The organism is Kingella bonacorsii, from assembly GCF_016623605.1.
Classification (GTDB): domain Bacteria; phylum Pseudomonadota; class Gammaproteobacteria; order Burkholderiales; family Neisseriaceae; genus Kingella_B; species Kingella_B oralis.
Genome location: NZ_JAEHNZ010000001.1, coordinates 818233 through 832306 on the forward strand (window position 1 = coordinate 818233; position 14074 = coordinate 832306).

The window sequence follows — 14074 nt, forward strand, 5'->3', positions numbered from 1 at the left end:
AAACCGTTATGTCTCAAATATCTTTTCTGTGTATTGCCCTACTCTCTCTGCTGCTGGTCGCCTGCTATCCAAACAAAGCAAGCAGTGAAAAAACAGCTAATACGCCCCCCACCACCGCGCCAAATAGCAGCCGCATCGTTTTACTGGGCGATGAAATGCGCAAAAATATTTTGCCCGACTGCATCGCCCAAAACATCTGCCCAGACGGCAGCGAAGCGTTATTTCTAGTGCCGCCACCGCACGCCACTGCCGCTCAAACTGCTGATATGGCGCACCAAGCTGCGCTTGGCGTGTTGGTTCTTGATTCCGCAACTGGACCGCTACCTATTATTCGTGAACACACACTGATAGCGCGACAGGCTTATCTGCCGCTGGCTGTTTTTCTTACCCAAAGCGAGGTACTGACCAATAAAGACCTGAAAGACCTGCTGGAACTTGAAATTACGGAAATGCGCGATTTACTTGACAGCTATGATATGGACGGCAAGCACGCCCGCATTTATGTCGGCTATCAGGGCTTGCAGCAGCTGCTTGCTGATGCTGCCACGCTGACACCACGGCAGCAGCCGTCCACCATGCTGACAGTAAACAGCCGCCGTCTGCACAGCTATATCTACAACCTAAGCCGCGAAGAAGGCGGTCATACCATGTCGGCAGGCGACAGCATGGATATATGGATAGGCGGGCAAACGGTGCACTGCAAACTTGTTTCGCCCCAAACCGTGGCAGCTGGCGAAACCCCCGAAGTGTTGCTGGAAGCCGAAAAACCACTGGCAGTATTCGAAGGTCAGCGTTTTCTGCTGCAACAAAACGGCAGACCGATTGCCGTTGGTGTTGTAGCGACCGCCGAGTAAAGAAATTTTGGTCTGAAACGGCAGCCTGAAACTTTAATAACCCACCATTGATTTGTATCTCTGTTTTCAGGCAGCCTGAAAACTACTTCAAAGGAAACCCCATGACTCCTGAACAACTCACCCAAACCTTCCAGCAACAATTCGCCCGCCCCCACACCGCGCTCATTCGCGCCCCTGGTCGCGTAAACCTGATTGGCGAACACACCGACTACAACGACGGCTTCGTGCTGCCCTGCGCCATAGACTTCGCCACCCACGTCGCCATCGCCCCCAACGGCAGCCGCAGCGTGCGCGTGTATGCCGCCGATTACCGCGAGCGCGACGAATTTTCGCTAGACGCGCCCATCGCCCCATCCGACAAACAATGGGCAAACTACATTCGCGGCGTGGTTTGGGCGTTGGCAGAACACGGTTTCAGGCTGCCCGAAGGCGCGGACATCGCCGTGAGCGGCAATGTGCCGCAAGGCGCGGGGTTAAGCTCGTCTGCCGCGCTGGAAGTTGCCATCGGCAAAGCCGTGCAACACGTTTTCAGGCTGCCTTTGAGCGCGACCGAAATCGCCCAAATCGGGCAATACGCCGAAAACCGCTTTGTTGGCTGCAACTGCGGCATCATGGACCAACTTACCAGCGCGCGCGGGCAAGCAGGACACGCCGTGTTAATTGACTGCCGCAGCCTGAACGCCCAAGCCGTGCCCATTCCCGCAGGCTTGGCGATTATGATAATCCACAGCCATGTACAGCGCGGCTTAGTGGGCAGCGAATACAACACGCGCCGCGCCCAATGCGAAACCGCTGCCGCCCATTTTGGCGTGAAAGCCCTGCGCGATGTGTCGCTGGCGCAATTTGAAGCGGGCAAACAAGGCTTGGACGCAACCGCCGCCCGCCGCGCCCGCTACATCATCCAAGAAAACCAACGCACGCTGGATGCCGCCGAAGCCATGCGCCGCAACGACATCCCCGCACTCAGCCGCCTGATGGCAGAAAGCCACGCGGGCATGCGCGACGAATTTGAAATCACCCACCCCGCCGTGGACACGCTGGTGGAACTTGCCAGCGAAATAATCGGCGAGCGCGGCGGCGCACGCATGACAGGCGGCGGCTTCGGCGGCTGCATCGTCGCCCTTGTGCCGCATGATTTGGTGGATGCGGTGAAAACGCATATCGCCGCGCATTACCAAACGCGCACGGGCTTGCAGGAAGAAGTGTTCGTGTGCACGCCGCAGGCAGGCGTGAGCGTGGTGGAGTAAGCGCATTGCGGCAGCCTGAAAACCTAATGACATGGCAACGGCATCATTTGTTTTCAGGCTGCCGCCGCTGTGTGAGGCAGCCTGAAACGCCTCAGCAGCAATATTGGAAAATCGGCGCACGGCTTGCCAGCAAGCCGTAGGAACGCGAATCAGCCTTTTCAGACTGCCCATTTTTGCGCCCGCGCTCGGGCAGCCTGAAACGCCCTTTTCCTTTCGTCGGTCTTTTCCGCATCCGAAAACAGAAAACCGCCTTTTCAGGCTGCCGCTGCCTTGCCTGCTTGCAACCGGCAACGCCGTTGCGCTACTATTCGCCTGCTTTTGGCTGCCCATTTTGCTGTACACGGCTCGCTAAAAGCATTTGGTTTTAGGCGGCTATGTGAGGCAGCCTGAAATACATTTAACCCACACCCCACAAGGAAAACACGATGACAACCGTTACATTCTCAGGAAACCCAGTGCAACTGAAAGGCGCATTGCCCACCGTAGGCGCAGCCGCCCCCGCGTTTACGCTCACCGCTGCCGATTTATCCGACAAAACGCTGGCAGATTTTGCGGGCAAACGCAAAGTGCTCAACATTTTCCCCAGCATTGACACAGGCGTGTGCCAACAATCGGTGCGTACGTTTAACCAACGCGCCTCTGCGCTTAACAACACCGTGGTGCTGTGCATTTCTGCCGATTTGCCCTTTGCCCAAGCGCGTTTTTGCGGCGCAGAAGGCTTGGATAACGTGGTAACGCTGTCTAGCTTCCGCAGCAGCTTTGCACAAGATTACGGTGTTGCCCTTGCCGATGGCGCATTGCGTGGCTTAACCGCCCGCGCCGTGGTGGTGCTGGATGAAAACGATAAAGTGTTGCACGTTGGCTTGGTGCCCGAAATCACGCAAGAGCCTGATTACGATGCCGCGCTGGCGGTGTTGTAATCCGCGTTTAATCTAAACGCCAACCAAAAGGCAGCCTGAAAACGCTTTAAACCCGTTTTCAGGCTGCCTTTGGATTTTGGACTACACGCCCTGTTTCAAGCTCGCTTCAATAAAGCCGTCTAAATCGCCGTCTAACACGGCTTTGGTGTTGCCCACTTCATAGCCGGTGCGCAAGTCTTTGATGCGCGAAGAATCCAGCACATAAGAGCGGATTTGGCTGCCCCAGCCCACATCTGATTTGCCTTCTTCTAAGGCTTGTTTTTCTTCGTTGCGTTTGCGCATTTCCAGTTCAAACAGTTTGGCGCGCAGCATTTCCATCACGATGCGGCGGTTTTCGTGTTGCGAGCGGCTGGATTGCGATTGGACAACGATGCCTGTTGGCAAGTGCGTGATGCGCACGGCGGAGTCGGTTTTGTTGATGTGCTGACCGCCTGCGCCCGATGCGCGGTAGGTGTCGGTGCGCAAATCGGCGGGGTTGATTTCAATTTCAAAGCTGTCGTCCACTTCGGGATACACGAACACGGAGGCGAACGAGGTGTGGCGTTTGTTGTTGGAATCAAACGGCGAATAGCGAACAAGGCGGTGCACGCCTGTTTCGGTGCGCAGCAAGCCGTAGGCGTATTCGCCTTCGATGCGCAAGGTGGCGTTGTTGATGCCTGCGATTTCGCCGTCGTCTTGCTCAATCACTTCCACTTTGAAGCCTTTGCGCTCGGCGTAGCGGGTGTACATCCGCAGCAGCATGCCTGCCCAGTCTTCGGCTTCGGTGCCGCCTGCGCCTGCGGTGATGTCCACAAAGCAGTTGTTGGGGTCAGCAGGCTGGTTGAACATTCGTTTGAACTCTAAATCCGCCATTTGCTGTTCCAACGCGGCAACGTCGGCAACGATGGCGGCAAAGCCGTCGGCATCGTTTTCTTCTACCACCATGTCAATCAGCTCGCGGTTGTCGGCGATGCCGTTTTCAATGTTGTCCAGCGTGAGCACGATGCCTTCCAAGATTTTGCGCTCTTTGCCGATTTCTTGGGCGCGCTTGGGGTCGTTCCAAAGCTCGGGGTCTTCGGATAGCCCGATAACTTCTTCTAGCCGCTCTTTTTTGCCTTGGTAGTCCATATACACGCGGATGTCGCTGTTGCGCTGGGATAGGTCGGTGAGCTGGTTTTGCAGTTGGTTGATGTGTTCGGTTTCCATGATGTTCCTTGCGGGGTTTTCAGGCTGCCTATCAAGATGAGGCAGCCTGAAAAGGGTTGTAGGGATGGTTTCAGGCTGCCTAATGGTTTTCAGGCTGCCTAATGAATGATGGGGGCGTTTTGCGCGGCGATTTCTTGTTCCCAAAGGTCGCAATAATGGCGCAGCTTGCCGTAGTTTTCGTATTCGTGCGATTGGTTTTGCACGCGGATTTCGTTGAGCAAATCGCGCAGCAGCTCAACGGGTTCAACTTCTGTGCCGTATAACTCTTCATCAAACGCCACGCCCACCAAATGCGCGTCTTCGTCCATGCCGATAAGGATGTCTTCCATAAAATCCACCAGCGGGATTTCCACGATTTCGTAGTCTTGCCATTCGTCGTGTTGGCAGGATTGGGTGTCTTCTAGGTTGTCCCAAAAGCAATACACGGCTTCGGGCTCGCCGAGGTTGTCGTCATACACTTCGGATGGGCATTCGGCGAAATAGTCTTCGCTGTCTTGCAGGGTGTAAACGGTGCGGTATTGCACCACTTGTTGCACAAAGGCTTTGTAGCGGGGATCGTTTTCGGTTTCGTCTGGGGGAAATTTTGGGCTCATGGTGGGTACTTTTTGGGCGCGGTTTTAGGCGCGGTTGGCAAGATGTGAAAACCGTGCGGTCTGGCAACGGCACGGTGGTTATTCGCGTTTAAGGTTATAGTAGGTTTCGCCCTCTTCAATATAGCCTAGCTCGCTGCGGGCCAGTTCGGATAGGGCTTCGTAGCCGTTTTGCAGGTCGTCCACTTGGGCGCGCAGCATGGCGTTGTCGTGGCGGATGACGGCGTTTTCGCGCTTGATGCTTTCGGCTTGCTGCTGCATTTGGGCGTATTGGCTGCGCAAGCCGCCGTTGTGTAGCCAGATTTTGTATTGCAAGCCTGCCAGCGTGATGAGCAAGCCCCATGTTATCCATTTCATTGTTTTGATTCCATTTTGTGTTTTCAGGCTGCCTATTGATGTGTGATTAAGGCAGCCTGAAAACCATTCACGGCGGAAAGCGATTATTTTTTCAACTGATAAAACGCTTTTTTACCCGGATAGTAAGCCGCTGAGCCGAGTTCTTCTTCAATGCGCAAAAGCTGATTGTATTTTGCCATGCGGTCGGAGCGGCTGAGCGAGCCGGTTTTGATTTGCATGCAGTTGGTGGCAACGGCCAAATCGGCGATGGTGCTATCTTCGGTTTCGCCCGAGCGGTGGCTCATCACGCTGGTATAGCGATTGCGTTTTGCCAAGTCCACTGCCGCCAAGGTTTCGCTCAACGTGCCGATTTGGTTCACTTTCACCAGCAGCGCGTTCGCCACGCCTTTTTCAATGCCTTCTGCCAAGATTTTGGGGTTGGTTACGAATAAATCGTCGCCCACCAATTGCACTTTGTCGCCCAATTTTTCGGTAAGGTGTTTCCAGCCTGCCCAGTCGTTTTCGTCCATGCCATCTTCAATGGAGATGATGGGATATTTGACCACCAAATCCGCCAAATATTGCGCGAACTCTTCGCTGGTGTAGGCTTTGCCTTCGGCTTCCAAGTGGTATTTGCCGTCTTGGTAGAACTCGCTGGATGCGCAATCCATCGCAAACAAAACGTCTTCGCCTGCTTTGTAACCCGCTTTTTCGGTGGCTTCCACCATCAGTTGCAAGGCTTCTTCATGGCTACCCAAGTTGGGCGCAAAGCCGCCTTCGTCGCCCACGGTGGTGGGGAAGCCTTTGGCATCGCACAGTTTTTTCAGATGGTGGAAAATTTCTGCGCCGCAACGCAAGGCTTCGCGGAACGATTCTGCGCCCACGGGCATAATCATAAATTCTTGAATATTCAGGCTGTTGTTGGCGTGTTCGCCGCCGTTAATCACGTTCATCATGGGAACGGGCAACGCCATCGGGCCTGCGCCGCCCAAATAGCGGTACAGCGGTAAGCCTGCGTCTTCGGCGGCGGCGCGGGCAACGGCGAGCGATACGGCTAGGGTGGCGTTTGCGCCCAAATTGCCTTTGTTTTCCGTGCCGTCCAGTTCCAGCATGATTTGGTCGATATAGGCTTGCTCGGTGGCATCAATGCCGATGATGGCTTGGGCGATTTCGTTGTTAACGTGTTCTACGGCTTTGAGCACACCTTTGCCCAAGTAGCGGGATTTATCGCCATCGCGCAGTTCTAGGGCTTCTTTTTGACCTGTGGATGCGCCGCTGGGCACGGCTGCGCGCCCCATTACGCCGCTTTCCAGCAAAACATCGCATTCTACGGTGGGGTTGCCGCGTGAATCCAAAATCTCGCGGGCAAAAATATCTACGATTGCGCTCATGGTGTTACTCCGTTTGTCTGGGTTGAGGATGAGATTTACGAAAAATGAAACGGGCGGATTATAGCTTATTTTGGCTGGGTTCTGTGGGGTTTAGGGGCTGTCGGCTATCAGCAGACCCTAGTCGTTTTCAGGCTGCATCGGTTGCTGCATGGGGCGCTGTATGATCTCGGGCAGCCTGAAATCGGGCGCAGTCGGCTGTTGCGCTTGCTCACACGCTGCTTGTTCGCGCTGTTTTTGTTCTTTTTTGGCTTTCTTGTCGTCATCATTGCCATCGGGAATCACTGCCCGCACCGCCGCGCTTGTGCCTTTAACGGCGATTTTGCCCGTTTGCACGACTGCGGTTGCCGCCAAATCTACGGCGGATGCGACCACGCAGCCTTGCAAGGCGTAACACACCGTCGCCAGCAGAGGCAGCCTGAAAATGGGTTTGGCTGTGCTTCGTTAATATTTCTGATGTGCTTATCTTTGTGCCTTATCGCGGCACAGCGACTTCCTTAGCATCAAACAGACGCGGGAGAATAGGCAGCCTGAAAGTCAATCTATCCAGTAAAAAATTGTTTGGTTTAACACCAAGCGGTTTTGTTTTTCAGGCTGCCTTTGGGGCTATTGGAAAGGGTGAGGCTACGGTGGGGTGCAGGGGCTACGGGGCTGTTTATATTGGGTATTGCGGCGGATTTTGCACCATAAAACAGTCTCTGCTGCGTTGCCAATCCTCGCAAGGTATTCAACCTTGCTGCGGTTTGCGCCTTGCATAGCCTGCTTTCTGGCACAAAATCCGCTTCGCAAACCCAATATAAACAGCCCCGCCCTGCTCGTGGTAGGCGGCGAAACGCCTGCGCCGGCAAATACCTACCCCGCTTAAAGGCAGCCTGAAAAAGACCAATGCACTATAATGCACGGCTATTTTTCATCACCCAAGGCAGCCTGAAAATGCCCTTTATCCAATACCCCAACTCCCCCTTCAAATTAAACCAACCCTTCCCCCCCGCCGGCGACCAGCCCACCGCCATCGCAGGCTTATTGGAAGGCTTAAACGACGGTTTGTCGTTCCAAACCCTGCTCGGCGTAACCGGTTCGGGCAAAACCTACACCATGGCGAACGTCATCGCCCAAAGCGGCCGCCCCGCCATCATCATGGCGCACAACAAAACCCTTGCCGCCCAGCTCTACGCTGAAATGCGCGAGTTTTTCCCTGAAAACGCGGTGGAATATTTCGTCTCCTACTACGACTATTACCAACCCGAAGCCTATGTGCCCAGCCGCGATTTGTTCATCGAGAAAGACAGTGCGATCAACGAACACATCGAGCAGATGCGCCTTTCCGCCACCAAAAACCTGATGACGCGCGACGACGTGATTATTGTCGCCACCGTGTCCGCCATTTACGGTATCGGCGACCCGACCGAGTATCAACAAATGGTGTTGTCCGTCAAAGAAGGCGACACCATCGAGCAGCGCGACATCATCGCCACGCTCGTTTCCATGCAGTACGAACGCGGCGACTTGGACTTCAAACGCGGCAGCTTCCGCGTGCGCGGCGACGTGATTGACGTGTACCCCGCCGAAAGCTCCGAAAACGCCTTGCGCATCAGCCTGTTTGACGACGAAATCGACCGCCTTGATATGTTCGACCCGCTTTCAGGCAGCCTGCACCAACGCGTCGGCCGCTACACCGTCTTCCCGTCCAGCCATTACGTTACCCCGCGCGATACCGTCTTGCGCGCCTGCGAGTCCATCAAAGAAGAATTGCGCGAACGCATTGAGTTTTTCGCCCGCGAACAACGCCCCGTCGAGCAACAACGCATCGAACAGCGCACCCGCTTCGACCTCGAAATGCTCTACGAAATGGGCTTCTGCAAAGGCATCGAAAACTACTCCCGCCACTTCTCCGGCAAAAAAGAAGGCGAACCGCCGCCCACGCTGATGGACTACCTGCCCGACAACGCCATCATGTTCATCGACGAAAGCCACGTTACCGTTACCCAAATCGGCGGCATGTACAAAGGCGACGCCTCGCGCAAGCAAAACCTCGTCGACTACGGCTTCCGCCTGCCTTCCGCCCGCGACAACCGCCCGCTCAAATTCCACGAATTTGAAAAAGTCATGCCGCAAACCGTCTTCGTTTCCGCCACCCCCGCCAAATACGAAGAAGAACACGCCGGACAAGTGGTCGAACAAGTCGTCCGTCCCACAGGGCTGGTCGACCCCCAAATCATCATCCGCCCTGTCGCTACACAAGTCGATGATTTAATGAGTGAAATCAACGACCGCATCCAAAAAGGCGAACGCGTGCTCGTTACCACCCTCACCAAACGCATGGCGGAGCAACTCACCGACTATTACAGCGAACTCGGCATCAAAGTGCGCTACCTGCACAGCGACATCGACACTGTAGAGCGCGTTGAAATCATTAGAGATTTACGGCTCGGACTGTTCGACGTACTCGTCGGCATCAACCTCTTGCGCGAAGGCCTCGACATCCCCGAAGTCTCCCTCGTCGCCATCCTCGACGCCGACAAAGAAGGCTTCCTGCGCTCCCACCGCAGCCTGATTCAAACCATAGGCCGCGCCGCGCGCAACGTGAACGGCGTCGCCATCCTGTACGCCGACAAAATCACCGACTCCATGAAAGCCGCCATCGACGAAACCGAACGCCGCCGCGAAAAACAGATGAAATTCAACGAAGAACACGGCATCGTACCGCAGCAGATTAAAAAACAGGTCAAAGACATCATCGACGGCGTGTACCACGAAGAAGACAGCGGCAAAGGCCGTCTGAAAGGTAAAGGTAAGAACAAGGTTAAAGTCGGTGAAATCCACAACGAAGAAGACGCGATTAAAGAAATTGCCAAACTGGAAAAAGCCATGCAGCAGGCAGCTAGGGATTTGCAGTTTGAAGAAGCGGCTGTGTTGCGGGATAGAATTCGAGGGATTAAGGAAAATCTGTTGTTTGGAGCGGAATAATTTTATTTAACATGGAGATTGAATTAAATGACTTCTATTATTTTAGAACTACAAAGCCTAGCTGCCAATCCAAATAGTGATGTAGAAGAGTTAGTGAGTAAAACATTAATGGTTGCAAGAAAATTAAAAATTAATGAATTAACTGAATGGTGTAATAATGAATTACAAGGTTATTCATCAGAAAATTTACCAAAATATAGAATATTTTATGGAGAGTTAAAAGCTTTTAACCCTTATCGTGGCGATGTTCCATTTATGCTTCCTGATGAATTGAGAGAACGAGTAACAAGAGTTGAATATACCTCATCAATTAGCGAAATAAGAAACTTACTAAAAACAAAAAATAATGAATTTATACGAATTCTATCTAGTAAAGAAAAACAGTTTTTAATGAATTTACAAGATACTCCATTTCCACTTGAACCTAAAATAATTATTGATCCAGTTAACTTAATGAATATTCAATCAAAAGTAAGACAACTAATTTTAGATTGGGCATTACGACTGGAAGAGGAAGGCATTTTAGGAGACGGTATCCAATTTACAAAATCAGAACAGGAGAAAGCAATGTCAAACCAATTCAATATTCAGAATATGCAAGGGTTTATTGGGGATGTTTTTGGCGGTAATGTTCAGCAAAATATTCAAGACGGTATTCATATTGAAAAAGAAAATTTCAATGAACTGGCTAACTTTTTAGCAAAAAACGGGATTCCATCTGCCGAATTAGAAGATTTACGAAATGCACTGATAGAAGATGGTCAGCCCACAGATAAAAAATTCGGCTCAAAAGTAAGTGCATGGATTGGCAATATTGTTACAAAGGCTTCTAACGGTGTGATTGATGTTTCAGTAGGTACTATTGCAGGAATATTAACTAATGCGATTTCAAAATATTATGGCTTAATGTAAGCAAATGCAATATGTGCGGCTCCACCACGCACGCCGTCCCCAATCACCCAAAACCACGTGCGTGGCAGAGCCCCCCGCCACCCAACCAACACAGCCTGAAAGCCGCCCGCCACCCCAACCGCGGACGGCTTTCCCACTTTTCAGCCTGCCTGAAAATCTTCATCAAATATTTACAACAATTTTACCGCATCTTTACATTCATTCCCCATAATGGCTTTCTTATTACAGTGAAGGAATGCACCTTTCTATTTTCAGGAAGATTGAGAAATGTCAGAGAAAACCCATCCAACCGTTTCGAGAATAGTGCGGACAGCGGTATTTGCGGCGGGCATCGCTATTGCGGTTTACGCCACGGATTTAATTGTAAAACAGTATCAAAAATACAAAGCAGAAGAGCGGCGGCGGCAGGCACAGAGTTTGTTGGCGCAAACGGTTGCCGCACTGAAAGAACGCCTGCCGCCCCCCGAATCTCCGGATTTGACGGATAAAATGCCGCAGGATTTCAGCCCGTATCTGCGTCGGCAGGTATTGTACTATCCGCGTTTAAATGCCTATAAATACACGTTTCTGCCACGGTATGAATATAACGACAGGGGCATCCCCACCGGTGCGACATCAGGCTACATTCCCGATTTACTGGAGCGCCGCAGTATTTGGTTTAAAGCGGAAAACGGACGCTGGCGGTGCTTTGCAGGCGTAAAGCCGTCTGTGCAGATTGCCGAATGCAGCGACAGGGAGGTTGTCAAAGGACTGACCATGGAGGACCACAGGCAGGTTTTCCGGCAGAAAGCGGCAGATTGCGTCCGCAAAAAAATTGTGTGGACATCCCAAGAAAACGAATATATTTACCGCATAAGCAACCAGACCTCTGCCGAAAACGTGTATTTGGATTTTGCCGGCGCACCGCCGTCTGTCAGCTTGATTTTGTTGTCTGAAAAACCGACCAATTGGTATTTGGGCAATCTGCGACACACAACAATCAAACAGATTGTCGGCTGGCATTCCGAATCGTCCGAAAAAGAAATACGGATTTTCGGTTTGCCGAATTACACTGACGATAAAGACACATTCACACCGTTTGCCGATATACAGGAACTGCACGACGACTGCGTGCGGCTAAACCGCTACGACATCTATCCGCCCGATTATGAGGGTAAGGATTTCGGCGAATGGTTTTTCAGGCAGCCTGAAAAGCAGTTTAACGCTATCGTGCTGACCGATGCCGCACCCAAAAACGCCTTATTCTCTGCCACTGCCAACGGAACGCAGCCTGAAAATATGATGCTGCTCAACACGGTATCCAGATTTACCGCCCACTCTGGCTGGTACTCGGGCTTAACCGATGCGGCAATCAACAGCATTGAATGGCAATGCAGCGACGGACAGCAGATTGCCGGATATAAAACACCAAGCATCCGGTGTGTGCCTTATCTGTCGGGAAAGCCGTTGCATGGAGAAAAACAACAAGACCTGGGCGGGGTTGTCCTGTCAGACAACAAACTCAGGCTGGAGGACTTCAAATGGTATGACCTTCCCGATTGGGCAAAGCGGCAACTGGAAACCGCTCCCCAAAGCAGCCTAAAAAAAGACACGGTTACGATAGACGGCAAGCCGTATCCTTTGTCGTGTCTGGAGCTGCATGGATGTCCGAAATAGGGTGAATAAAGACGCTGTTGCCTTGTGCCTTTCGCATTTTTATAGTTAAACAAAATAAGAAACACCCAATAACATTTCCAACAAGCAAGAGTGTCCCGACGCAATTTTCCGTAACGCCCGTTTAATATTCGCCCACACCTTTTCAATCGGATTGAGCTCAGGCGAATACGGAGGAAGTGGTAAAACAATGTGTTTTTCTTTCTCTGCCATCTCGCGTAATACCGCCATCCTGTGAAAGCGAGCATTGTCCATGATAATCACCGATGGCTGTTTTAATGCTGGCAGCAAAAACCGTTCAAACCATGTCTCAAATAATGCACTGTCCATCGTGTTTTCGTAGACCATCGGGGCAATCAGCCCTTCTTTTGTTTGAGCAGCAACTAGAGAAAGTCTTTGATAACGACGGCCGCTGATTCTCTCTTTTACAGATACGCCTTTATGAGCGTAGGCATAGGGTCGATAGAAAAAGGTGTCAAAGCCAGTTTCGTCCAAATAAACTTTCGACATTTCTGCACGCTGTTCTAGCTGTTGCTGGTATGTGCTTACTTTGACTGGGTCTTGCTCTTTGTAGCTTGTGGTCTTTTTTTACGTGTGATGCCCAGTGTCTTGAGCAGATAGCAGAAATTGGAGGCTGTACAACCCAAGTATTCGGCTATTTCGTATTGGTAGGCATCGGGATGCTCGGCTAGATATTGCAACAGCTTTTCTTTATCTACTTTGGTGGCATTGCCGCCTTTGATCCGATGTTCAAGTGAGCCTGTCTGCTTTTGGAGTTTGACCCATTGTTTTAGTGCAAAGAGGCTGATGCCGAAGACTCTTGACACTTGGCTGAGATTTTTACATTCCTGATAGTAATCGAGGGCTTTTTGACGTAGGACGGTGGGGTAGGCCATAGGTGGAAGATAAGATGGGTGTGGTTATGATAGGTTGTACGGGTGGTTTCTATTTTATTTTACTATATTCGCCATCATTTGGCGACATATTCCGCAAACACAGGACAGACCGTGCTTTCAGGCTGCCTGAAACGCCTTATCCGCCCGCTATGGAAAGATTGGTAATCAGCCCCACTTTTTTGTCGTGCAGATAATGGTGTTCGGGTTTTTGCATAACCAGTTCGCGCAGATGCTTTTTCAAACCTTCCGTATCGCCCGAACGCAGAAACGGGCGCAAATCGTGCGACACGCCGCCGAACAGGCACAGGTGCATTTTGCCTTGCGAAGTAACGCGCAGGCGGTTGCAGGCGGTGCAGAAATCTTTGCCATACGGCGCGATAAAGCCGATGCTGCCTGAGAAATCGGGATGGGTGTATTCCCGTGCCGGCCCCGCGTGCGGGCTGCGCGGGCGCAACTGCCAGCCCTCGTCCGCAATACGCCGTTCTATGGCGGCGGCAGAAAGATGCTGGCGGTTGAAATAGCCCAAATTGTCGCCCGTCTGCATCAGTTCGATAAAGCGCAGGGTAACAGGGTGGGTTTTGATATATGCCAACGCATCGGGCAGCGTGGCTTCGGCATGTTAGCGCAGCAGCAGGGTGTTGATTTTGACTTGGAAACCCGTGGTAAGAATGCCGTCCACATCGCGCAAAATGTTGAGGCATTCGTCTTTGCCCGTGATTTTGCGGAAGGTTTCGGGATGGAAGCTGTCGATGCTGATGTTGATTTTGTCCAGCCCGGCAGCGCGGTAGGCGGGAAACAGCTTGTCCAAACGGTAGGCATTGGTGGTGAGCGCGATGTGTTCGATTTCGGGTTGGGCGCGGCAGGCGGCAATAATATCGGGCAAGTCGCGACGCAGCGTGGCTTCGCCGCCTGTCAGGCGCACTTTGCGCGTGCCGCTTTGAGCAAAGGCGGCAACCAGAGTTTCGATTTCGGACAGCGAAAGCTCGTCCGGCGATGCCTTGCCCTGATAGCCGTGCGGCAGGCAGTAGGAACAGCGGTAATTGCACAGGTCGGTTACGGACAGGCGCAGATAGCTGAGGCGGCGGTTGAAGGAATCGGTAAGCGGGGTCATGGTGTGCGTTCTTTA

At 52.2% G+C, this 14074-nt stretch carries 13 protein-coding genes and 1 pseudogene; 6 read left to right on the plus strand and 8 right to left on the minus strand.

Annotation, left to right across the window (positions count from 1 at the left end):
- The first annotated feature begins 8 nt into the window (after positions 1 to 8).
- The 3 genes from JDW22_RS04300 (at position 9) to tpx (ending at position 3021) form a co-directional block, all read left to right on the plus strand.
- Complete coding sequence (locus JDW22_RS04300) at positions 9 to 854, plus strand: hypothetical protein (protein ID WP_200521851.1); 846 nt, start codon at positions 9 to 11, stop codon at positions 852 to 854.
- A 101-nt stretch (positions 855 to 955) separates the two neighbouring features.
- Complete coding sequence (galK, locus tag JDW22_RS04305; protein ID WP_200521852.1) at positions 956 to 2101, plus strand: galactokinase; 1146 nt, start codon at positions 956 to 958, stop codon at positions 2099 to 2101.
- Positions 2102 to 2526: 425 nt separating this feature from the next.
- Complete coding sequence (tpx, locus tag JDW22_RS04310; RefSeq protein ID WP_200521853.1) at positions 2527 to 3021, plus strand: thiol peroxidase; 495 nt, start codon at positions 2527 to 2529, stop codon at positions 3019 to 3021.
- An 81-nt stretch (positions 3022 to 3102) separates the two neighbouring features.
- Here tpx and prfB read toward each other — a convergent pair whose 3' ends face one another.
- The 5 genes from prfB to JDW22_RS04335 all read right to left on the minus strand — a co-directional run bounded on the left by prfB (position 3103) and on the right by JDW22_RS04335 (position 6946).
- Positions 3103 to 4206 (minus strand): peptide chain release factor 2, encoded by a 1104-nt coding sequence (gene prfB, locus JDW22_RS04315; protein WP_003794249.1) that lies wholly within the window; start codon positions 4204 to 4206, stop codon positions 3103 to 3105.
- A gap of 98 nt (positions 4207 to 4304) precedes the next feature.
- Entirely contained in the window at positions 4305 to 4799 is a 495-nt protein-coding gene (locus JDW22_RS04320) for a DUF2750 domain-containing protein (protein WP_003794247.1), read from the minus strand.
- A gap of 78 nt (positions 4800 to 4877) precedes the next feature.
- The gene (locus JDW22_RS04325) at positions 4878 to 5153 is read right to left on the minus strand and encodes an FtsB family cell division protein (protein ID WP_003794245.1); all 276 of its coding nucleotides are present in this window, start codon (positions 5151 to 5153) and stop codon (positions 4878 to 4880) included.
- 83 nt (positions 5154 to 5236) lie between these two features.
- Positions 5237 to 6523: a phosphopyruvate hydratase gene (eno, locus tag JDW22_RS04330; protein ID WP_200521854.1), complete on the minus strand. Its 1287-nt coding sequence runs from the start codon at positions 6521 to 6523 to the stop codon at positions 5237 to 5239.
- Positions 6524 to 6640: 117 nt separating this feature from the next.
- Complete coding sequence (locus tag JDW22_RS04335) at positions 6641 to 6946, minus strand: NF038104 family lipoprotein (protein ID WP_200521999.1); 306 nt, start codon at positions 6944 to 6946, stop codon at positions 6641 to 6643.
- A gap of 507 nt (positions 6947 to 7453) precedes the next feature.
- Between JDW22_RS04335 and uvrB the strand changes: the two genes are divergently transcribed.
- The 3 genes from uvrB to JDW22_RS04350 all read left to right on the plus strand — a co-directional run bounded on the left by uvrB (position 7454) and on the right by JDW22_RS04350 (position 12055).
- The gene (gene uvrB, locus JDW22_RS04340) at positions 7454 to 9487 is read left to right on the plus strand and encodes an excinuclease ABC subunit UvrB (RefSeq protein WP_200522000.1); all 2034 of its coding nucleotides are present in this window, start codon (positions 7454 to 7456) and stop codon (positions 9485 to 9487) included.
- Positions 9488 to 9514: 27 nt separating this feature from the next.
- On the plus strand, positions 9515 to 10399 hold the full coding sequence (locus JDW22_RS04345; RefSeq protein ID WP_200521855.1) for an AbiTii domain-containing protein: 885 nt from the start codon (positions 9515 to 9517) through the stop codon (positions 10397 to 10399).
- A gap of 267 nt (positions 10400 to 10666) precedes the next feature.
- Entirely contained in the window at positions 10667 to 12055 is a 1389-nt protein-coding gene (locus JDW22_RS04350; RefSeq protein WP_200521856.1) for a hypothetical protein, read from the plus strand.
- A 45-nt stretch (positions 12056 to 12100) separates the two neighbouring features.
- On the opposite strand, the pseudogene JDW22_RS04355 reads toward JDW22_RS04350, so the two are convergent.
- From JDW22_RS04355 to JDW22_RS13635, 3 genes and pseudogenes are all read right to left on the minus strand, one after another.
- Positions 12101 to 12948, minus strand: a pseudogene (locus tag JDW22_RS04355) (IS630 family transposase).
- Between the two features lie 136 nt (positions 12949 to 13084).
- Positions 13085 to 13540, minus strand: coding sequence for a GTP 3',8-cyclase MoaA family protein (locus JDW22_RS13630; protein ID WP_235964769.1), 456 nt, complete (start codon positions 13538 to 13540; stop codon positions 13085 to 13087).
- A gap of 27 nt (positions 13541 to 13567) precedes the next feature.
- Entirely contained in the window at positions 13568 to 14059 is a 492-nt protein-coding gene (locus tag JDW22_RS13635; protein ID WP_235964771.1) for a radical SAM protein, read from the minus strand.
- Positions 14060 to 14074 lie beyond the last annotated feature (15 nt).